This is a genomic window from Kribbella sp. NPDC104218 (assembly GCF_055584105.1).
In genome coordinates this window covers 3,013,816-3,032,945 of sequence record NZ_JBVJMQ010000001.1, presented here as the reverse complement: position 1 = coordinate 3,032,945, position 19,130 = coordinate 3,013,816, and the positions used below count along the sequence as shown (strand labels likewise).

The 19,130-nt window shown below is 69.5% G+C and carries 20 protein-coding genes; 11 read left to right on the top strand and 9 right to left on the bottom strand.

The features are described 5' to 3' along the window. Window positions 1-35 precede the first annotated feature (35 nt). Window positions 36-620: a TetR/AcrR family transcriptional regulator gene (locus tag ACZ6ZD_RS14345; RefSeq protein ID WP_465671907.1), complete on the top strand. Its 585-nt coding sequence runs from the start codon at window positions 36-38 to the stop codon at window positions 618-620. Beyond that, window positions 617-1,927, top strand: a complete 1,311-nt coding sequence (locus tag ACZ6ZD_RS14340) for an MFS transporter (protein ID WP_465671905.1) — start codon at window positions 617-619, stop codon at window positions 1,925-1,927. The genes ACZ6ZD_RS14345 and ACZ6ZD_RS14340 overlap by 4 nt, the downstream gene beginning before the upstream one ends. Here the strand turns inward: ACZ6ZD_RS14340 and ACZ6ZD_RS14335 are convergent. From ACZ6ZD_RS14335 to ACZ6ZD_RS14320, 4 genes are all read right to left on the bottom strand, one after another. Next, on the bottom strand, window positions 1,920-2,777 hold the full coding sequence (locus ACZ6ZD_RS14335) for a carbohydrate ABC transporter permease (RefSeq protein ID WP_465671903.1): 858 nt from the start codon (window positions 2,775-2,777) through the stop codon (window positions 1,920-1,922). The two genes, ACZ6ZD_RS14340 and ACZ6ZD_RS14335, sit on opposite strands and share 8 nt — an antisense overlap. Next, entirely contained in the window at window positions 2,777-3,763 is a 987-nt protein-coding gene (locus ACZ6ZD_RS14330) for a carbohydrate ABC transporter permease (protein WP_465671901.1), read from the bottom strand. Before ACZ6ZD_RS14330 ends, ACZ6ZD_RS14335 begins: the two co-directional genes overlap by 1 nt. Window positions 3,764-3,860: 97 nt before the next feature. Next, a complete protein-coding gene (locus ACZ6ZD_RS14325) occupies window positions 3,861-5,180 on the bottom strand; it encodes an ABC transporter substrate-binding protein (protein ID WP_465671899.1) in 1,320 nt (439 codons plus the stop codon). 242 nt (window positions 5,181-5,422) lie between these two features. Continuing rightward, a complete protein-coding gene (locus tag ACZ6ZD_RS14320) occupies window positions 5,423-5,842 on the bottom strand; it encodes a cobalamin B12-binding domain-containing protein (protein ID WP_171677802.1) in 420 nt (139 codons plus the stop codon). 134 nt (window positions 5,843-5,976) lie between these two features. On the opposite strand from ACZ6ZD_RS14320, the gene ACZ6ZD_RS14315 reads away from it, so the two are divergent. From ACZ6ZD_RS14315 to ACZ6ZD_RS14300, 4 genes are all read left to right on the top strand, one after another. Beyond that, window positions 5,977-6,828 carry an esterase/lipase family protein gene (locus tag ACZ6ZD_RS14315; RefSeq protein WP_465671897.1) on the top strand — a complete coding sequence of 284 codons (852 nt, stop codon included), beginning with the start codon at window positions 5,977-5,979 and terminating at the stop codon, window positions 6,826-6,828. A gap of 330 nt (window positions 6,829-7,158) precedes the next feature. Next, entirely contained in the window at window positions 7,159-7,914 is a 756-nt protein-coding gene (locus ACZ6ZD_RS14310; RefSeq protein WP_465671896.1) for a M23 family metallopeptidase, read from the top strand. 44 nt (window positions 7,915-7,958) lie between these two features. Then, the gene (locus ACZ6ZD_RS14305; protein ID WP_465671894.1) at window positions 7,959-8,477 is read left to right on the top strand and encodes a DUF6886 family protein; all 519 of its coding nucleotides are present in this window, start codon (window positions 7,959-7,961) and stop codon (window positions 8,475-8,477) included. After that, on the top strand, window positions 8,441-9,763 hold the full coding sequence (locus tag ACZ6ZD_RS14300; protein ID WP_465671892.1) for a lanthionine synthetase LanC family protein: 1,323 nt from the start codon (window positions 8,441-8,443) through the stop codon (window positions 9,761-9,763). The genes ACZ6ZD_RS14305 and ACZ6ZD_RS14300 overlap by 37 nt, the downstream gene beginning before the upstream one ends. On the opposite strand, the gene ACZ6ZD_RS14295 is transcribed toward ACZ6ZD_RS14300, so the two are convergent. Then, on the bottom strand, window positions 9,693-10,517 hold the full coding sequence (locus ACZ6ZD_RS14295; RefSeq protein WP_465671891.1) for a hypothetical protein: 825 nt from the start codon (window positions 10,515-10,517) through the stop codon (window positions 9,693-9,695). The genes ACZ6ZD_RS14300 and ACZ6ZD_RS14295 overlap by 71 nt on opposite strands. Window positions 10,518-10,546: 29 nt before the next feature. Here ACZ6ZD_RS14295 and ACZ6ZD_RS14290 point away from each other — a divergent pair, with 29 nt between their 5' ends. Then, a complete protein-coding gene (locus ACZ6ZD_RS14290; protein ID WP_465671889.1) occupies window positions 10,547-11,521 on the top strand; it encodes an alpha/beta hydrolase family protein in 975 nt (324 codons plus the stop codon). 161 nt (window positions 11,522-11,682) lie between these two features. Here ACZ6ZD_RS14290 and ACZ6ZD_RS14285 read toward each other — a convergent pair whose 3' ends face one another. Both ACZ6ZD_RS14285 and pcrA read right to left on the bottom strand, forming a co-directional pair. Further along, window positions 11,683-12,246: a hypothetical protein gene (locus ACZ6ZD_RS14285; RefSeq protein WP_465671887.1), complete on the bottom strand. Its 564-nt coding sequence runs from the start codon at window positions 12,244-12,246 to the stop codon at window positions 11,683-11,685. Window positions 12,247-12,497: 251 nt separating this feature from the next. Continuing rightward, window positions 12,498-14,813: a DNA helicase PcrA gene (gene pcrA / locus ACZ6ZD_RS14280; RefSeq protein ID WP_465671885.1), complete on the bottom strand. Its 2,316-nt coding sequence runs from the start codon at window positions 14,811-14,813 to the stop codon at window positions 12,498-12,500. A gap of 81 nt (window positions 14,814-14,894) precedes the next feature. On the opposite strand from pcrA, the gene ACZ6ZD_RS14275 reads away from it, so the two are divergent. Together ACZ6ZD_RS14275 and ACZ6ZD_RS14270 are read left to right on the top strand one after the other, a co-directional pair. After that, window positions 14,895-15,761: a TPR end-of-group domain-containing protein gene (locus ACZ6ZD_RS14275; protein WP_465671883.1), complete on the top strand. Its 867-nt coding sequence runs from the start codon at window positions 14,895-14,897 to the stop codon at window positions 15,759-15,761. A gap of 3 nt (window positions 15,762-15,764) precedes the next feature. Beyond that, window positions 15,765-16,379, top strand: coding sequence for a class I SAM-dependent methyltransferase (locus tag ACZ6ZD_RS14270; RefSeq protein ID WP_465671881.1), 615 nt, complete (start codon window positions 15,765-15,767; stop codon window positions 16,377-16,379). Here the strand turns inward: ACZ6ZD_RS14270 and ACZ6ZD_RS14265 are convergent. Next, window positions 16,360-16,737 carry a hypothetical protein gene (locus ACZ6ZD_RS14265; RefSeq protein ID WP_465671879.1) on the bottom strand — a complete coding sequence of 126 codons (378 nt, stop codon included), beginning with the start codon at window positions 16,735-16,737 and terminating at the stop codon, window positions 16,360-16,362. The two genes, ACZ6ZD_RS14270 and ACZ6ZD_RS14265, sit on opposite strands and share 20 nt — an antisense overlap. Before the next feature lie 99 nt (window positions 16,738-16,836). On the opposite strand from ACZ6ZD_RS14265, the gene ACZ6ZD_RS14260 reads away from it, so the two are divergent. Together ACZ6ZD_RS14260 and ACZ6ZD_RS14255 are read left to right on the top strand one after the other, a co-directional pair. After that, window positions 16,837-17,433 carry a ClpP family protease gene (locus ACZ6ZD_RS14260; protein WP_465671877.1) on the top strand — a complete coding sequence of 199 codons (597 nt, stop codon included), beginning with the start codon at window positions 16,837-16,839 and terminating at the stop codon, window positions 17,431-17,433. Then, window positions 17,430-18,038: a ClpP family protease gene (locus ACZ6ZD_RS14255; protein ID WP_465671875.1), complete on the top strand. Its 609-nt coding sequence runs from the start codon at window positions 17,430-17,432 to the stop codon at window positions 18,036-18,038. The genes ACZ6ZD_RS14260 and ACZ6ZD_RS14255 overlap by 4 nt, the downstream gene beginning before the upstream one ends. Here the strand turns inward: ACZ6ZD_RS14255 and ACZ6ZD_RS14250 are convergent. Then, a complete protein-coding gene (locus tag ACZ6ZD_RS14250; RefSeq protein WP_465671873.1) occupies window positions 18,035-19,105 on the bottom strand; it encodes a serine hydrolase domain-containing protein in 1,071 nt (356 codons plus the stop codon). The genes ACZ6ZD_RS14255 and ACZ6ZD_RS14250 overlap by 4 nt on opposite strands. Window positions 19,106-19,130 lie beyond the last annotated feature (25 nt).

The window sequence follows — 19,130 nt, the reverse complement described above, 5'->3', positions numbered from 1 at the left end:
GCGTCAGATCAGAACATCAATGTATATTCGTGAACATGAGTGTTCAAGCGCGGAGAGTGACGTCGAGTGACCCGGTGACGATCCTGGAGGTCGCTGCCGAGGTGCTGACCGCCCAGCCGGGCGCCTCGCTGGCCGATGTCGCCGCCGCGGCCGGCGTCGGCCGCACGACGCTGCACAACCGCTTCCCCACCCGTGAAGCGCTGCTGCTCGCCCTCGCCCACGACTCCCTCGACCGCTGCGCCGACGCCATGATGAACGCCGGCGTCCACGGCGTCGACGAGACCACCCCACGTGCGGAGCTCGCCGCGATCCTCACCCGCCTCGTCCGGGCCTTCATCCCCCTCGGCCCCCGCCTCGACTTCCTCCTCCAACAGCCCCGCGCCAGCGTCGACGAAACCCTCCAGGCCCGCATCCCCGAGCTCGACGCCCCCTTGGAGCGCTACGTCGAACACGCCCAGCAAGCCGACCTCATCGCCCCCGACCTCCCACCCTGGTGGGTCGTCGGCACCCTCTACTCCCTCACCTACTCCGCCTGGGACCACCTGGCCTCCGGCAACCTCGCCCCCCGAGACGCCACCCCCCTAACCCTCCGAACCTTCCTCAAAGGCTGTGGATTATGACCCTGCAATCGAAGGGCGGCGCTTCTCGCCCCCAGGGGGAGAAGCCGACGGATGCCCAGGGGTCGGGGGCTCCTGGCAACACCCCTCCGTCTCCTGAGAGCAGTTCTGGTCGACGAGAGTTGCGGCGTCCGCTGGTTGGTCTGTTGGCAGCTACTTCGCTTTCGGTTACGGGGAACGCGATTGTGGCGGTGGCCGTGCCTTGGTTGATTTTGCAGCGGACGGGGAGCGCTACGGCGGCTGGGGTTGCGGGCGCGGCGGCTATCGCGCCGGTGGTGTTGTCGGCGCTGTTCGGGGGTGCGCTGATCGATCGGCTGGGACGGCGGTTCTGCGCGGTGGGGGCCGACATTCTGAGTGCGATTGCAGTGGCGCTGCTCGCGTTCCTGGACGAGGCGTTCGGGCTGCCGTTCTGGGGGATCCTGGCGCTGGTCGCGCTCGGTGCGGTCTTCGACGGCCCGGGTACCGCGGCCCGGGAGACGCTGCGCCCCGACGTCGCGAAGGCGAGCGGTACGCCGTTGCCGCGCGTGAACGCGTGGGGTGAGGCGGCGGAGGCGGTCGGCGCGCTGGCCGGGCCCGGTATCGCGGGTGTCCTGCTCGTCACGCTGGGCGGTTTCAACGTCCTCTGGGTGACCGTCGGCATGTTCTTGCTCTCGGCAACCATCACCGCGCTGACGATCCCGGCGCACCTGTCCGCCAAGCCGGCCAAGGAGCCCTACCTGCGCTCGATCGTCGTCGGACTGCGCTTCCTGCTGCACGAGCCCGGCCTGCGCACGGTCGCGATCACGGCCGCCGTCCTGGTCGGCTTCATCGCGCCGTTCGAGTCCGTCGTCCTGAACGCGCACCTCCAGGACACCGACCAAGCGACGTACTACGGTTTCGTCGTCGCCGCGTTCGCCGCCGGCGGCCTGATCGGCGCGATCCTGTACGGCGCGGTCGGCCACCGCCTCCGCGAGCGGCCCGTCCTGATCGCCACCCTGACGGTGACCACCCTCAGCCTCGGCGTGTTCGCGCTGCTCCCGCCGCTCCCGGTCCTGATCGCGCTCTCGTTCGCCACCGGCATCGCCAGCGGCCCGATCAACCCGGTCGTCGCCGTCATCATGCAGGCCCGCACCCCCGAGCACCTGCGCGGCCGCGTGATCGGCAGCTACACCTCGGTCGCCCTCGCCGCCGGCCCGCTCGGCCTGCTGCTGATGGGCCCGATCGTGGACGCCGGGACGCCGTCCATCGGCTTCCTGGTGATCGCAATCGGCTGTGCCCTGGCCACGGCGTTCGCCGCCGCGGCCAGGGCACTCCGAACCACTGTTACTTGACGCCGCCCGCGGTCAGCCCCGCGACGATCCGGCGCTGGAAGATCAGCACCGCGATCACCAGCGGGATCGTGACGACAACGCCGGCCGCCATCTGACTGCCGAACGGTTGGTCGCGCCCCGACGTCCCGGTGAACGACGCGATCACGACGTTCGCCGTCTGGATCTCCTTGCGGTTCACCATCGAGACCGCGATCAGGAACTCGTTCCAGGCCGCGATGAAGGTGATGATCGCGGTGGTGAACACACCGGGCGCGGCCAGCGGCAGGATCACCTTGCGGAACGCCTGCGCCGGCGTACACCCGTCGACCATCGCCGCCTGCTCCAGCTCCCGCGGCATCTGCCGGAAGAAGGCGGTCAGGTTCCAGACCGCCAGCGGCAGCGCGAACGACAGGCTGGGCACGATCATCGCCTGGTAGGTGTTGATCCACTCGATGTCGCTGAACAGCTTCTTCAGCGGGATCACCAGCGAGATGCCGGGGAACATCGAGGTGGTGATGATGATCGCCAGGACGGCGTTCTTGAACCGGAACTCCAGCCGGGCCAGCGTGTACGCCGCGACCATGCCGACGATCAGCGTCAGGATCGTCACCACGCCGGCCACGATCAGGCTGTTCAGCAGACCCCGGCCGAAGCCGGTACCGCTCTGGAACACATCGCTGAAGTTGTCGATCGACCAGACCTTCGGAACGATCGAGTTGTCGAACTGGTCACTCGGCCGGCGCAGCGCCGACACGATCATCCAGTAGAACGGCACCAGGCAGTACAGGACGATCAGCCCGACGCCAACCAGCGGCAACCACCGCCGGTACCACGGCGCCTCAGCGGCCTTCACATCGATCCGACCAGCCATCACGCACCACCCTTCTTGCGGCGTCCGGCCTTCTTACCCGTCTGGCGAGCCTCACCGATGACGTCGGCGCCGAGCAGTTTCACGAACGCGTAGGCGACGACCGCGACGTACACGAACAGCAACGTCGCGTACGCCGCCGCCGGCCCGTACCTGGTCTGGTTGGCCTCGAGGAACGCCAGGATCGACAGCGTCTCGACGGACTCCTTGTTCGGCCCGACCAGCACGTACGGCAGGTCGAAGATGCGCAGCGTGTCGAGGATGCGGAACAGCACCGCGACCAGCAGCGCCGGCTTCACCAGCGGCAGCGTGATCCGGGTGAAGGTCTTCCACGGGCTGGCGCCGTCCACCTTCGCGGCCTCGTAGACCTCGTCGGGGATGGTCTGCAGACCGGCCAGCACCAGCAGCCCGATGAACGGCGCCGTCTTCCAGGTGTCGGCGATGATCACCGACAGGACCGATTGCCAGCCTTCGGTGGACCACAGTACCTGGGTACCGAGGACGGCGTTCGCGATGCCGTCGGCCTGGAAGATCCACTTCCACAGCAGCGCGGACACGACGGTCGGGATCGCCCACGGGACCAGGATGCTGGCCCGGACGATGGACCGGCCCTTGAACGCCTTGTGCATCACCAGGGCCATCAGCACACCCAGCAGCGTCTCGAGGACGACGCAGGTGACGGTGAAGAACGTGGTGTTGTAGAACGCGTTCCAGAATCGCTCGCCGGTCTCACCGGAGAAGATCGCGGCGAAGTTGTCCAGCCCGACGAACTGCGAGCCCTCGATGACGAACCCGTCGTCGTCGATCCGCTGGCCGCTGGTGTACAGCGACTCGCGCAGCGCCGAGATGATCGGGTAGACGACGACCAGGACCAGCACGATCAAGGTCGGTGACAGCAGTAACGCGGCCAGCCGGCCGGTGCCCTCGTTGAACGACGTACGCCGGACCTTCGAGGGCGGCGGCTCAACAGCCGAGGCGGATTGACTCACCTCTTGCCTCCTTCTCTCTCCGCCCACGACCCGTGGGCGGTGACGACGCCGGGGCCGGCGCACAGCGTTGCACTGCGCACCGGCCCCGGCGTTCGGGTCACTGCGTGATGAGCGTGCTCAGCTTGGTCTGCAGCCCGGTCAGCGCTTCCTTCGGCGGCGTGGTGCCGTTCAGGGCGCCGTACGCCGCTTCCTGGATGGCGGTCGTGACGTCGCCGTACTTGACCACCTGCGGCCGCGACTTCGCGGACCCGATCGAGGCCTTCAGCGGGGCCAGGTACGGGAACTGCTTGTTCAGCTCCGGGTCGTCGTACAGCGACGCCCAGGTCGGCGCCTGCGAGGTCTTCTCGACGTTCGCCTTCTGGCGCTCCTCGCTGGACATGAACTTGATGAAGTCGGCCGCGGTCGCCTTGTTCGGGGTGAACGCGGAGATCGCGTAGTTGTGCCCGCCCAGCGTCGAGACGCCCGGGCCCTTCAGACCGGGCAGCGGCGCGACGCCGAACTTGCCGGCGATCTTCGACGAGCCGTCGGTCTTGCTGGCCAGCGCGTACACGTACGGCCAGTTGCGGTGGAAGATCAGGTTGCCCTCCTGGAAGGCGCGGCGGCCCGGCTCCTCCTGGTAGGTGATGGCAGCCTTCGGGATCTCACCGGACTTGAAGCCGTCGACGAGGAAGTTCAGCCCCTCGAGCGCCTCCGGGGTGTCGACGTTCGGCTTGCCGTCGTCACCGACGACGACGCCGCCGGCGCCGTTGATCGCCTCGGAGAAGTTCACCGTGAGGCCTTCGTACTTCTCGAACTGACCCGCATAGCAGCTCGCGGTCTTTGCCTCCGGCAACGCCTTGACCTTGGCGCAGGCGTCCTTCATCTCGGCCCACGTGGTCGGCGCCTTGACCCCGGCCTTGTCCAGCAGGTCCTTGCGGTAGTAGAGCAGCCCGCCGTCCGACGTCACCGGGACGGCGTACAGCTTGTCGCGGTACTTACCGGTCTCGACCGTCGACGGCAGCAGCTTGCCGAGGTCCGGGAACTGGTCCTCGGGCAGCTCGGTGATCCAGCGGTTCGCGGCGAACTCGGCGGTCCAGACGACGTCCAGGTTCAGCACGCTGAACTCGGTCGACTTGATCTGGGCGTTCGAGATCATCTGGTTGCGCTGCTGGTCGGCCGACTCGGGCAGCTCGGTGATCTCCACCTTCTCGTCCGCGTGCTGGGCGTTCCACGCGTCCACCTGGTTCTTCAGGTTGCCGGAGGTGTCCTTACCGGTGGCGAACTTGATCGGGCCCCGGCCCTCGAGCGCACCCCCGGACGCACCGTTGCTCCCGCCGCTCCCGTCGTCTCCACCGCCACACGCCGCCGCGAACAACACCAGGCTGCTCGCCACGGTCAGTGCGACCGCCTTGCGGGTATGTGATCGTTCAAACCTCATCGTTACCTGCCCTCTCCCGATGGGAATCGCATCGTCCCTGCGCGGGCGGCGTGCAGGCCCCCACCGCACTGTCACGCCACCTGCCCGGACAGTAACCGACGATGGGGGTGACCTGGTCTGAGCAACTCACCCGCCGCCGGCGATCGCCGTTCCGGACGTACCGCATGGCTGTATGCGACCGCGATTCGGAAGCCCGCACAACCAGGTGTTTCTTAACGATTCGGTATTACCGATCAGTAACCTCACGCAGGGGAAGCGGACGCGTCCCCTACGTTGCCGCGGACCCACTCGACGATCTCGGTGGTGGTCGCGCCGGGGGTGAAGATCTTGTGGACGCCGAGCTCGGCCAGCGGCTGCAGGTCGGCGTCCGGGATGATGCCGCCGCCGAAGACCACGATGTCCTCGGCCTCGCGCTCGGCCAGCAGCTCGCGGACGCGCTTGAACAGCGTCATGTGCGCGCCGGACAGGACGGACAGGCCGATCGCGTCGGCGTCCTCGGCGATCGCCGTCTCGACGATCTGCTCGGGCGTCTGGTGCAGGCCGGTGTAGATGACCTCCATCCCGGCGTCGCGCAGGGCGCGCGCGACCACCTTCGCGCCGCGGTCGTGGCCGTCCAGGCCGGGCTTGGCGACGACGACCCGCAGGGGGTTGGCAGAAGGCATGTTCGCAGGTTAACCGGTCGCAATCTCACGGATAAGACACGGGAAGGTGTGTTCCCCGCCACGCGAACTGGGAACCGGTTACCGTGAGAAGAGATCGGACCACCGGGGGGACTGGTTCTGAGGAGGCGCCGCCCATGGGTTCCTGGCAGGAAGAGGTCCGCGGCGCGCTGGACGGCCTCGCGTACGGCGCCCGCTCGGCGATGTCACCCCGGGTGCTGCAGGGCGCGGCGGTCGAGCTCGGCTGGATGACCACCCATCTCGCGATGTACCCGCTCGGCCTGCTCGGCGGCTCCGGGTCCCGCACCGAGCGGCTCTCGCTGACCGGGCTCACCCCCGCGCAGCGCAGCCTGCTGGTGAACGACGTCGTCGCGGCCGGGACGCCGATCCTGCTCGCGCACGGGATCATCGACAACCACACGATCTTCGCGCTGATGCGCCGCCAGCTCGCCCGGCGCGGGTTCAGCAGTATCCACACGTTCTCGTACTCGCCGCTGACCCTCGACGTCCGGCGGACGGCGGAGCGGATGGGCGCCGAGATCGAGGCGATCTGCGAGGCCTCGGGGTCGGACCGGATCCACGTGGTCGGCCACAGCCTGGGCGGGCTGATCGCGCGGTACTACATCCAGCGGCTGGGCGGTCACGAGCGCGTCCACACCTGCGTCTCGCTCGGCACCCCGCACCAGGGCACCGTCGCGGCCCGGCTGCTGCCGTGGCCGCTGGTCAAGCAGCTGCGCCCGAACAGCGACCTGATGACCGAGCTGGACGAGCCGGCTCCCGGCGTCCGGACCAGGTTCATCGCGTTCTACTCCGATGTCGACCAGCTGATCGTGCCGCAGCGGCGGGCCCGGATCCGGCATCCCGACCTGGCCGCGACCAACATCCGGGTGAACGGCGTCGGGCACCTGTCGCTGCCGTTCGACGGCGACGTCGTCCATCAGATCACCGGAGCGCTCGCACACCTGGACGATCAGGCGCAATCTGCCTGACGGGGAAGGCGTTTCGGGCTCAGCAGGCTGATGCACGTGCAGCGGCGCATGCAAAAGTTTCGTGAAGCTGGCGGGTGAAATGTGCCGGATGGGTTTGTGGCCCCGTGACTGTTCCGTTATGGTGCATGAGTTCTCACCGGGAATAAACCCCCGGCGAGAGTGGTCAAAGCCCCTCCCCTGTGACCGAAAGGCCACGTTGTGTCCCAGCACCGTGCCGCGGGTAACCGCGTCACGCCCGGCAACGCTGCGCGCAAGACCGGCGCAGGACGTCACAGTGCAAAGCATCGTGTTGCCCGGCGTAATACCCCCAGCAGTACCCAGATCGTCGGTTTGACCGCAGCCCTGGCTGCGGCAGCAGGAGCTGTCGGCTTCAGCCACAGCGCCCTGTCCGCGCCGACCCAGGCGAACACCGCGGTGAACCTGGCCGCGAATAGCCTGGACAACGGGTCACTGTCCGGTATCACCACTGCCCGTATCCAGGCCCGCCAGCTCGCCACCCGCGATCACTCGCGCAGCGATCTGACGACGGCCGCGGGCGAGACCACCAAGAAGCAGGCAGCCGCTGCCGCGCTGGCCAAGGCCCGCGCCGCGAAGCTGAGCGCGAACAGCAAGCAGACCGCGAACCGTGCGGTCGCGCTGGCAGCGGCCAAGAAGGCCGAGGCGAAGAAGCTCCGCGAGTCGCTGAACCGCTGCGAGATGATGCTGTCCGGCTACCACATCACCGCGACCTTCGGTCAGGGCGGCGATCGCTGGGCCCGCAACCACACCGGTCTCGACTTCGCCGCCCCGGGCGGCACCCGGATCGGCACCGTGATGCGCGGCGTGGTGATCTTCGCCGACTGGGCCGGCTCCTACGGCCGCCAGGTCCAGGTCCGGCACGCCGACGGCACCGTCACCTGGTACAACCACATGAGCCAGTTCGACGTCTCGGTCGGCGATGTGCTGATGGCGGGTGACAAGGTCGGCGAGGTCGGCTCCACCGGTAACTCGACCGGTAACCACCTGCACTTCGAGGTCCGCCCCGATAACGGTGACCCGATCAACCCGATGCCGTGGCTGCGCAACCACTGCGGCCTCAACCCCTGACGAACCGCTGATCCGCCGGCGATCGCGGTACTAGGATCGTCGGCATGCGCCCCGCCCCCGGAGAAGTGCTGCACTTCTCCGAAGATCCGACGATCGAGTCCTTCCGGCCGTATGTCGCCAAGGCGGCCGGCCGGATCACGCCGTACGTCTGGGCCGTCGGTCACGACCGCGCCCCGGACTACTGGTTCCCGCGGCAGTGCCCGCGCGCGATGGCGTGGGTAGGCCCGACGACCACCGCCGCCGACCAGGCCCGCATCATCGGCGCCGGCAGCGGCTCCCGGGTGCACGCCGTCGAGTACGGATGGCTCGAGGCGATGCGCTCGGTCGGGCTGTACGCCTACCGGCTGCCCGCCGCGGAGTTCGAGCTCCGGGACGCCGCCTTCGTCGCGACCACCGAGATCCACCCGCTCGGCCCGGCCGAGCGCGTCGGCGATCTGTTCGCCCTGCACGACGCGGCCGGTATCCAGCTCCGCGTCCTGAACCGGCTGCACGACTTCTGGGCCGAGGTCGTCGCCAGCACCCTTGAGTGGAGCGGTATCCGGCTCCGCAACGCCAAGCCATGACGTACGGCGCGCTCGGCGAGGCTGCCTGGTCGTGGGTGCTCGGCCAGGTCCGGTGGGACGACACCGGCCCCTGGATCCCGGAGTCCGGCGACGGCCCGAAGCCCGAGCAGTTCGTGAACGGGATGCACAGCGGCGTCGGCGGGCTGGCCTACGCCCTGGCCGAGATCAAGCTCAGCCGACCCTGGACGCCGTCCGAGCAGGAGCTCGCGACCGGGATCGCGGACCGGATCCGGGCCTCCATCCCGAGCGAGTCCTCGATCACGTTCTTCGACGGGCTGGTCAGCTCGATCGGGATCCTCACCGCCCTCGACGAACCCGGCGCGGCGGCCGCGATCGAGCGCGCCTGGGAGCTGATCACCCCGGCCGGCTGGCACGAGGAGTTCCTCGGCGACGAGGAGGTCTACGCGCCCGGTGCGGTCACCAACGACCTGACCCTGGGCACGGGCGCCGCGCTCCTGGGCGCGCTGTGGGCGCTCCGGCACGGCGTCCCGGCCCGGCCGCTGGCCGACCGGGCCATCGAGCTGCTGCTGGCCGAGCAGGAGCCCGGGCCGAACTGGCTCTTCGTCCCGCGCCACTACCTGCGGCGGCCCCCGCCGCTCCAGATGCCCAACTTCTCCCACGGCCTGGCCGGGATCGCGGCTGTCCTCGCCCTCGCCGGCGTCGAGCTCGACCGCCCCGAGCTGGTCGAGACCGGTCGGCAGGGCGCCGAGCACCTGATCAGCCTCGGCATCAACGACGGCAAGGGCTTCCGCGTCGCCCGCGTGATCCCCTGGGAGGAGCGACACGGCGACGAGTTCACCTTCAACTGGTGCCACGGCGGCGCCGGGACCGGTCTGCTGTTCTCCGCGCTCCAGTACGCCGGTGTCGGTCAGGTGGCCGGTGAGTCGCCCGCGACCTGGCGGGCGCGCTGCCTGGACGGCGTCCGCAACTCTGGCATCCCGGAGCGGATTCATCCGGGCTTCTGGGACAACGACGGTCGCTGCTGCGGCACGGCCGGGGTCGCCGACGCGTTCCTGACCGCCTACCAACGCGACGGCGCGGCCGAGGATCTCGCCTTCGCTCGGCAGCTGGCCGACACTCTCGTCGGCCACGCCCATCACGACGGCGGTACGGCGTACTGGCGGTTCATCGAGCACAAGAACGAGGACCCGCTGCTGCCGCCCGGCGTCGGCTGGATGCAGGGGACGGCCGGGATCGCGGCCCTGCTGCTCCGGATCAGCCGCGTTGTCGAGCAGGGCCGGACTGCGGCCATTGCCACACATCTGGACAACTGGTGGGCCAGCTGAGCCAGCCACGGTAGAGCGACTCCTCCGGGAGCTGCTCGGCCAGCGCCATCCAGGCGTCGTACCACCGGCGGCGAACCACCGCAGGCGGCCAAGCTGCGGCGCGCAGCTCCGGCGGAAGGAGCGGATCGAGGCGCAGCGCATGCTCGAGCGCCTCGGCCAGGTGCAGCTGCCGGACGAGCGGCGCGCCGGTCTGCCGGATGGCATCGTCGATGACGTCGTACGCCGCGACGATCGGCGCCGCTGGCCAGAGCAGCTCAGCGATCTCTTGCGGATCGGTGACGCCCCGGACGTCGAGGTCGGTCGCCTCGGCGTGCACCAGGTACTCGCTGCTGTCGAGCACGATCGCCAGGTCGTGCGGGCTGACGTAGAGCCCGGTTGAGACCACCGCGGCCCCGGCCTCGACGAGCGTCCGCCGAAGCCCGTCGCGGATCGCCCGCGCGGACTCGGGCGCGCTGACCGCAAGCAGCCGCCAGCGCCCGTCCCAGGGGTCGAGCCCTTGGTCCTGCGTGAACGCCAGCCGGACGGCGAGCCGATCCTGGTCGAGGCGCTCACGACCGGCCGCGGTCAGCGCGGCCGTCGCCTGCCGCCCCCGGCCGACCTGGACGACCTCGCCGGCCGCGACCATCCGGCGCAGGGCCAGCCGGATCGGCTGGTCGGCGATCCCGGCCGCGTTCGCGGTGTCGTAGACCCGCTCCAGGGCGACGACGCCGCGGCTCGGCAGAAAGGCCTCGATGACCGTACGCGGGGACACCATGACTTGAATCTATCATCTATGCTACGAACGTGCGTAAGTTGATCATTCTTGCCGTAGTCGTCGCCGTGCTCGGCGCCGGCGCGATCGTGACGCTGGTCGGGAACGACTACCGGCTCCGGACGCGTGAGCTGGCGATCCCCGTGCCGGGCGGGTCGCTGGCCGCCGTCCTCGCTGAGCCCGAGAAGGGCACGGCGCGCGGGCTGGTGGTGATGGTGCACGGCGACGGCCCGGTCGAGGCGACGCACGACGGGCTCTATCTGCCGTGGTTCGAAGCCGCCGCGGACGCCGGGTTCGCGACGCTGTCGTGGAGCAAGCCCGGGCTCGGCGGCTCGACCGGCAACTGGCTCGACCAGAGCATGGCCGACCGAGCGACCGAGGTGACCCAGGTGCTCGACTGGGCGCGCGGCCAGTCGGACCTGCCGAGCGGGCTGGTCGTGTTGTGGGGCGCCAGCCAGGCGGGCTGGGTGCTGCCCAAGGTCAAGGCGGACGCCGTCGTCGCCGTCAGCCCCGCGATCAACTGGCTGCGCCAAGGCCGCTTCAACCTGCTCGCGGAGCTCGACCACGACAAGGCTTCGACCGACGAGCGCGCCCGGGCGATTGCCACCAGCGATCAGACCCGCGCGCTCCTCCAGCAGAACGCGGACTACGACACCTACCGGGCCAAGACCGACGATCCGGAGCCGATGGACGCCGACCGGTGGGCCTTCGTCCGACGCAACTACACCGCGGATGCCACGGCCGATTTGCAGGCGCTCGACGTCCCAGTGCATCTGATGCTCGGCGAGCACGACCGGAACGTCGACATCGCGGAGACGGCGGCGACGTACCAGCGACTGCTCGGTGATCGGCTGACCGTCCGGCGGTTCGCGGCCGCACACTCGATGGCGCGCCCCGCCGTCCAGGACTCGGAGCTGCTCGGCGTCCCGACGGCCGTCCTCTGGCCGCGCGCGATCTTCGCACCCGGCGTACTCGACGACTACCGGGCCGTGCTGCGGGGGATCTAGGGCGTGTCTCCTGATTCCGCGCCGTAGCGAGCATGTGCTCGGTGCGGTAGCTCGGCGTGCTGGAGTGAAGGGTTCGATGCGGCGCATCGTGCCCTTTGCGCCAGTGCGGCGAGGTGCCGTGCCGAGTGCAGCGCAGTAGGCGTGGGATTAGGAGACACGCCCTAGCGCCGCCAAACCTCTGCTGTGGTGAGGAATGCGGACGATCCGGGCTTCTCCGGGGTGCCGTCCACCTGGACGAAACCGGGGACGGACGCACCGCCGATCGAGACCGTCGCCGAGCGGACCGGCGCGATCACCAGGCTCAGCGCATGGTTGCCCCCGGCAAGCGGAAAGTTGTCGGTGGCAAACAGCCGGCGGTCCAGCACACCGCCCATCTCGATCTGGATATCGGCCGCCTTGGCGCTCAACCCGTCGGCCAGGTTCATCGAGACCTGGACCAGATCACGCTCGACAGCGGGCTCGTGCCACGGCAGGCCTTGCACCTCGAGGAACGACCGGACGAAGTACCGCTCCAGCCAGGACGCCAGGTCAACATCCTCCGAGACCACCCGGACGATCCCGTCGAACCACAGCACCACCGCCGTCCCGGCGCCCCGGATCGACCAGTCCACCATCCAGATCGAGGCGTACGCCGTCACCCGCCCGGCCTCGTCGAACAGCCGCAGCCCAGGATTCGCCCCGGCCAGAATGATCCGGCGGTGACTGTCTGCTACCGGCTTGGGCATGAAGTGGGCGCTTCCGAAGAGGGGCGAAGATCCTCGATTGTCTCAATCTTCGCCCCAGATGCAACGCAATACGAAACTTTCTTGGCTCAGAAGGCCTGCGGGCGCTCCGCGCCGTAGCGAGCAGGCGCTCGGTGCGGTGACTCGGTGTGCGGGGGCGGAGGGTTCGATGCGGAGCATCGTGCCCTTCGAACCCGTGCGGCGAGGTGCTGTGCCGAGCGCCGCGCAGTAGGCGCGGGGCGGCCGTAGGCCTTCTAAATCTTCTCGACCGGGGCGTAGCGCAGGAGCAGGCGTTTCACGCCTTCGGAGCCGAAGTCGATATCGGCCTGGGCCTGCTGGCCCTCGCCGCGGACGACCACGACGGTGCCCATGCCGAAGCTGTCGTGGACGACCCGATCGCCCGGGTTCAGGCTGATCACGGGTTTGTCGGACGCCGTCCGCCGCGACGGTTCGTAACGGCTCGGGATCCCGCTGCCGGTCGACGTCCCGCTGCCGGACCAGCGGGTGATCGCGGAGTCGTCGCGCCGCCAGTCGAGCAGCTCGGCCGGGATCTCCTCCAGGAAGCGGGACGGCGGGTTGTGCTGTGGAGCGCCGTACGCCGAGCGGACGGCGGCGCGGGAGATCGCCAGCCGCTGCCGGGCCCGGGTGATGCCGACGTAGGCGAGCCGGCGCTCCTCCTCCAGCTCCTTGAGGTCGGTCAGCGACCGCGAGTGCGGGAAGACGCCGTCCTCCATACCGGTCAGGAAGACGACCGGGAACTCCAGGCCCTTCGCGGTGTGCAGCGTCATCAGCGTGACCACGCCGCCGTCGTCGTCGGCATCCGGGATCTGGTCGGCGTCGGCGACCAGCGCGACCCGCTCCAGGAACGCCTGCAGATCGGCCGGCTCACCGGCCGCCGTCCGCTCCTCGACGAACTCGCGGGCCACCGAGATGAACTCGTCCAGGTTCTCCAGGCGGGTCTCGTCCTGCGGGTCGGGCGACTTCTGCAGGGTCTCGTAGTACGTCGAGCGGTGCAGCGCGGTGTCGAGGATGTCGTCCGGCGGGGCGCCGGAGTCGACCATCGCGGTCAGCTCGTCGAGGATGTCGACGAAGGACTGCACCGCGTTCACCGAACGGGACGCCATCGCGGGCGCGTCCTGCGCGCGGCGCATCGCCTGGGCGAACGAGATCCGCTCGCGCTGGGCGAGCGCCTCGATCGCGGCCTCGGCCCGGTCGCCGATCCCGCGTTTCGGCTCGTTCATGATCCGGCGCAGCGAGACGGTGTCCTCGGGGTTCACCAGGATCCGCAGGTAGGCGAGCGCGTCGCGGACCTCCTTGCGCTCGTAGAACCGGACGCCGCCGACCACCTTGTACGGATGGCCCGTCCGGATGAAGACCTCCTCGAACACCCGGGACTGCGCGTTCGTCCGGTAGAAGACGGCGACATCGGACGGTTTCACGCCGTCGGCGTCGGTCAGCCGGTCGATCTCGTCGGCGACGAACTGGGCCTCGTCGTGCTCGTTGTCGGCGACGTAGACCGCGATCTGCTCACCCTGGCCCTGATCGGACCACAGGTTCTTCGCCATCCGGCCCTCGTTGCGCGAGATGACGGCGTTCGCGGCGGTCAGGATGGTCTGGGTGGAGCGGTAGTTCTGCTCGAGCAGGATCGTCTCGGCGCCGGTGAAATCCTCCTCGAAGGCGAGGATGTTGCGGATCGTCGCACCGCGGAACGCGTAGATCGACTGGTCCGAGTCGCCGACCACCATCAGCTCGGCGGGCGGCGCGGTCGGGCCGCTGCCGGGCTCGTCCTCCCCGCAGAGCTCGCGGATCAGCGTGTACTGGGCGTGGTTGGTGTCCTGGTACTCGTCGACCATCACATGCCGGAAGCGGCGCCGGTAGTACTCCCGGACGTCGGGGAAGGCCTGCAGCAGGTTGACCGTCGTCATCAGCAGGTCGTCGAAATCCAGCGCGTTCGCCTGGGCGAGCCGCTCCTGGTAGATCCGGTAACACTCGGCGTACGTCTGCTCGAGATGGTTCTCGGTCTTGGACGCCGCGGTCTCGTGATCGATCAGCTCGTTCTTCTGGGTGCTGATCCAGTTCAGCACGGCGCGCGGGTTGTAGCGCTTGACGTCGAGATCGAGCTCGCGGCAGACCAACGTCATCAGCCGGCGCGAGTCGGTCGCGTCGTAGATCGAGAACGTCGGGTTGATCCCGAACTTCTTGATGTCGCGGCGCAGGATCCGCACACAGGAGCTGTGGAACGTCGAGACCCACATCAGCTTCGCCCGCGGGCCGACCAGGTCGACGACCCGCTCGCGCATCTCGGCGGCCGCCTTGTTGGTGAACGTGATCGCCAGGATCGACCCGGGATGCGCGTCCCGCGCGCCGAGCAGGTAGGCGATCCGCCGCGTCAGCACCCGGGTCTTGCCCGAGCCGGCGCCGGCCACCACGAGCAGCGGTTTCCCCGCGTGCACGACGGCGGCGCGCTGCTGCGGGTTGAGCCCGGCCAGCAGCGCATCCGGATCGGTCCGGTGCTTCTTCGGCTCCTCCAGCGGCACGGGGAGCTCGTCAGGCGAGAACAGCGTAGTCATCACCCAACACCTTAGGCGCTCCCCCGGACACTTTCGAAAACCGGTTCGAGTCGGCCCCGCCGAACTGCCAGGATCCCTCCCATGGACACCCGCTACGACGACCTCGTCGACCACATCGAGGCCCAGTACGGCGAGGGCCGCTACGCCGAGGCGCTGACCGCCCTCGACGCCGCCGACCTCCCCGCGCACGCCGCCGAGCTCGCCCACCTCCGCGCCTGTCTTCTAGGCGCTTCGGGCGACCCGGCCGCCGCCCTCGCCACCCTCCAGTCCGCCGCCGCCACCGGCGCCTGGTGGCGCCCCGAAATCCTCGAAGACGACGACCTCGAAGCCCTGCAAGCCAACCCCGACTTCCAGCAACTCGTCGCCACCTCCGCGTCCCGAGCCACCGACGACCCCACCCCCGCCCGCATCACCCTCCCGGAGGTCCCATCAGTTGGGGTGGTGGTGGCGTTGCATGGGGCTGGGCAGGGTGCGGAGCATGCTCGGCGGGATTGGGCGGGGGTGCTGGAACTTGGGTATGCGCTGGTTTGTGTGGAGTCGTCGCGGCGGATGTCGCCGATGTACCGGACGTGGCCTGATCCCGCGCAGGCGGCGGCGGATATCGCTCGCGCGCTCGCCGGTCTGCCCGCCGAGCTGACTGGGCTGCCGGTTGTCGCGGCGGGGTTCTCCGCGGGTGGGCGGGTCGCGCTGAACTGGGCGTTCACGGCGAACCCGAGCCCGGCGAGCGGCGTCCTGGCGTTGGCGCCGGCGTTGCGTGAGCTGCCGGCGAGCGCGGCCAACAAGTTGTCACCGGCAACTGTTTGGATCGGGACCGACGACGACCTGCTCGAGGTGGTGGACGCCGCGGCGGACGCGCTGACCGGGTTCGGGTGCGAGATCGAGCGGGTGCCCGGGCTGGGACACGCCTTTCCGGCGGACCTGGCGGACCGGTTGGCTGCAAAGCTGTAGCGCATGGGCCATCCCGTCTTCGCCAGGATCTACGCGCGCGTGCGCCCGCAAATGGATGCCCAGGGGGTGGCCGCGCATCGGGCTCGGCTGCTGGCGGGGCTGGCGGGCGCGGTGGTCGAGATCGGCTGCGGCGACGGCGGCAACTTCCGCCACTACCCGCCGTCCGTGACGAGCGTGCTCGCCGTCGAGCCGGAGCCGTACCTGCGAGCCCGCGCCGAGTCCGCGCCGGCGTCCGTCCCGGTCCAGGTCGTCGACGGCACCGCGAACCGCCTCCCACTCGCGGAGAACTCGATGGACGCCGTCGTCACGTCGCTCGTCCTCTGCTCGGTCCCCGACCAGGCGACCACGCTCGCCGAGGCGCGACGGGTCCTCCGGCCGGACGGCGAGCTCCGGTTCTACGAGCATGTGGCCGGCGCGCCCGGCCGGCTCCAGCGCGTCCTCGACGCGACCATCTACCCGGCGCTTTCGGGCGGCTGCCACCTGCACCGCGACACCCTCGGCGCGATCACCGCGGCCGGCTTCACCGTGACCGAGGTCGACCACTTCAACTTCCCCGCCACCGGCTTCAATCCGGCGGCGCCGCACATCCTCGGCCGGGCTACGAAAGCTGCCGGGTGAGCTGCAGCTCGACCGGGGTCGCCGCGCCGAGCCAGAGCATGTCGGCGGTGTGGTCGTTGCACGAGGTCACCCGGAGACCGGGGACGCCTTCGATCTGACCTTCGTAGTCCTTGGCCGCGAGATGCGCAACGACCTCGGAGAGCTCGGGCCCGTCCATCCACTCGATCCGGGCCAGATCCGCGCGCGCCTGCCACATGTCGACCCAGGCGGCCGGGTCCGCGCTGAAGAGCGTCGTCCGCAGGATCATCGAGACCGCGCCGAGCAAGGTCGCGGCGGGCGTGGCCGTGCGGGCCAGCACGGTGCGCTCGGAGTCGGAGAGGTCGTCGGCCACCAGGATCGCGGTATCGCTCAGGTTCACAGCGCGAGAGCCTGCCACAGCATCTTGTCGGCTGAGAGCAGACTTGCCGTCAGCAGAAAAACTGGGGACCGCGGTGATCACCCGGCCAGAGTGGAACGTATGGCAGATGACCCCAAAGCACCGCTGTTCAACTCGACCGCGCGGCAGCGGCTGCTCGACCGCCGCGTCGTCGTCCTGGACGGGACGCTCGACGACGACAACGGCACCCTGCTCGCCACGCAGCTCCTGACGCTGGCCGCCGAGGACCCGGACCGCGACATCGCGCTCTGGATCCACTCGCTCGGCGGGTCGGTGCCGTCGATGCTCGCGATCCGCGACGTGATGCGGCTGATCCCCTGCGACGTGTCGACGCTGGCGATCGGGCTGGCCTGCAGCGCCGGCCAGTTCCTGCTCTCGGCCGGTACGCCGGGGAAGCGGTACGCCCTCCGGCACGCCCGCATCCTGATGCACCAGGGCTCAGCCGGGATCGGCGGTTCCGCGGTGGAGATCGAGATCCAGGCCAACGACCTGCGACACATCCGCGACACCGTGCTCACGCTGATCGCCGACGACACCGGCCAGCCGTTCGACGTCGTCCACGAGGACTCGCGCCACGACCACTGGTACACCGCGGCGGAGGCCCGCGACTACGGCTTCATCGACCACATCGTCTCGTCGTTCGACCAGGTGATGCCTCTGGAGAGGGCGGCGGCATGAGCTCCTACACGATCCCCAACGTCATCACCCAGCATCCGCGCGGCGAGCGGGTGATGGACGTCTACTCGTTCCTGCTCTCCGAGCGGATCATGTACCTCGGGACGGCGATCGACGCCGGCGTCGCCAACGCGCTGATCGCGCAGCTCCTGCATCTGGAGGCGGAGAGCGGCGAGTCGCCGATCAAGCTCTACATCAACTGCGAGGGCGGCGACATGACGTCCGCACTGGCGATCTACGACACGATGCGGTTCATCTCGGCGCCGGTGGAGACCTTCGGCGTCGGACAGGCCATCGCGGCCGGTGCGGTGCTGCTGGCGGCCGGTGCGCCCGGGCAGCGCGCAGTACTACCGCACGCGCGGGTTGTCCTGCACCAACCAGCCGCACGCGGTCAGGGCACAATTCCGGACCTGATCCTGCAGGCGGACGAGGTGGTCCGCGTGCGCAGTCAGGTCGAGTCCATCCTGTCTGAGCACACTGGGCAGACCATCGAGAAGCTGCGGCACGACACCGACCGGGACCACGTGCTGACGGCTGAGGCGGCGCGCGAGTACGGCATCGTCGACCACGTCGTCCAGAAGCGCGTTCCAGTGCCTGTGTTCAGCTAGCCGGCCGCAGCGAGCACCCGGTCAGCGACAGCGGCATGGTGGGCCCGTTCTGCGGGCCCACGGCCGAGGCGGTCGGTCAGATAGGCATAAGCGAGCTGCCGGTCCGGGTCTGCCCAGCCGATACAACAGTTGCTGCCGTTGTGCCCAAAGGTCCGCGGGCTGCTCAACTGACCGAACGCCGAGTCCGGCCGGGCCAGCTGGAAGCCCTGACCCCATCGGATCGGCACCTGCGCCCACCGATCGACCTCACCCTCGCTGGTCGGTGTGACGGCGGCCGCGATCGACCCCGGGCGCAGTACGCGGCCCGCCGTACCGATGCCGCCGCGCAGCAGCATCAGGTAGAGCTCGGCGAGGTCGCGTGCGGTCGTCGAGACACCACCGGCCGGGATGACGGCTTCGCGGGTACTCCGCCGGTTCAAGATCGACTGGACGACCGGACCGGTCACTCCGCCGACCTTCAGCGGCACCTGTCGCCCCCACAGCTCAGACGGCTGCCCGAGGTAGGTGTTGTGGACGCCGAGCGGACCGAGCACCGCCTCCCGCAGTACGTCGGGCAGCGGGTGCCGGGTGATCCGCTGCACCAGCTCGCCCAGAACGAAGCCCGACGCCAGCGGGCTGTAGGCAACCGTTCCGATCGCGTACGTCCGCCGCGCCTGCTCGATCCGGCGCAGCGACCGGTCCCAGTCGCTCATCGCCCGGACGTCGGACAGGTACGACCCGACCGTCGTAAGCCCGGACCGATGCCGCAGTACGTCCCGGACCGTGATCCCGTCCTTCCCCTCCCCCGCGAACTCCGGCCAGTACGCCGCCACCTCGTCGTCCAGATGCAGGACGCCGGACTCCACCAACTGGTGAACCAGGATCGCCACGTACGGCTTACTTGCCGAGAACAACCAGAACAGCGACTCCGGCGCGCAACCGAAGGACCGGTCGACCACGACCCGCCCGTCCTTGATCACGCACAGCTGCGCCACGCCGTGCCGGGCCTGCACCTGCTCGATCGCCGTACCCAATCGAGCGGCGTCCAGACCGACCTCCCGCGGTTCGCACTCGCCGCCAAGCTCCACACCTCCAGAGTGCACGCCAGGTCAA

Bases quoted from the DNA above. Each gene is read 5' to 3' on its own strand.
- ACZ6ZD_RS14345 (WP_465671907.1), top strand. From the start codon at position 36: ATGAGTGTTCAAGCGCGGAGAGTGACGTCGAGTGACCCGGTGACGATC.
- ACZ6ZD_RS14340 (WP_465671905.1), top strand. From the start codon at position 617: ATGACCCTGCAATCGAAGGGCGGCGCTTCTCGCCCCCAGGGGGAGAAG.
- ACZ6ZD_RS14335 (WP_465671903.1), bottom strand. From the start codon at position 2,777: ATGGCTGGTCGGATCGATGTGAAGGCCGCTGAGGCGCCGTGGTACCGG.
- ACZ6ZD_RS14325 (WP_465671899.1), bottom strand. From the start codon at position 5,180: ATGAGGTTTGAACGATCACATACCCGCAAGGCGGTCGCACTGACCGTG.
- ACZ6ZD_RS14320 (WP_171677802.1), bottom strand. From the start codon at position 5,842: ATGCCTTCTGCCAACCCCCTGCGGGTCGTCGTCGCCAAGCCCGGCCTG.
- ACZ6ZD_RS14315 (WP_465671897.1), top strand. From the start codon at position 5,977: ATGGGTTCCTGGCAGGAAGAGGTCCGCGGCGCGCTGGACGGCCTCGCG.
- ACZ6ZD_RS14305 (WP_465671894.1), top strand. From the start codon at position 7,959: ATGCGCCCCGCCCCCGGAGAAGTGCTGCACTTCTCCGAAGATCCGACG.
- ACZ6ZD_RS14295 (WP_465671891.1), bottom strand. From the start codon at position 10,517: ATGGTGTCCCCGCGTACGGTCATCGAGGCCTTTCTGCCGAGCCGCGGC.
- ACZ6ZD_RS14285 (WP_465671887.1), bottom strand. From the start codon at position 12,246: ATGCCCAAGCCGGTAGCAGACAGTCACCGCCGGATCATTCTGGCCGGG.
- pcrA (WP_465671885.1), bottom strand. From the start codon at position 14,813: ATGACTACGCTGTTCTCGCCTGACGAGCTCCCCGTGCCGCTGGAGGAG.
- ACZ6ZD_RS14275 (WP_465671883.1), top strand. From the start codon at position 14,895: ATGGACACCCGCTACGACGACCTCGTCGACCACATCGAGGCCCAGTAC.
- ACZ6ZD_RS14270 (WP_465671881.1), top strand. From the start codon at position 15,765: ATGGGCCATCCCGTCTTCGCCAGGATCTACGCGCGCGTGCGCCCGCAA.
- ACZ6ZD_RS14260 (WP_465671877.1), top strand. From the start codon at position 16,837: ATGGCAGATGACCCCAAAGCACCGCTGTTCAACTCGACCGCGCGGCAG.
- ACZ6ZD_RS14255 (WP_465671875.1), top strand. From the start codon at position 17,430: ATGAGCTCCTACACGATCCCCAACGTCATCACCCAGCATCCGCGCGGC.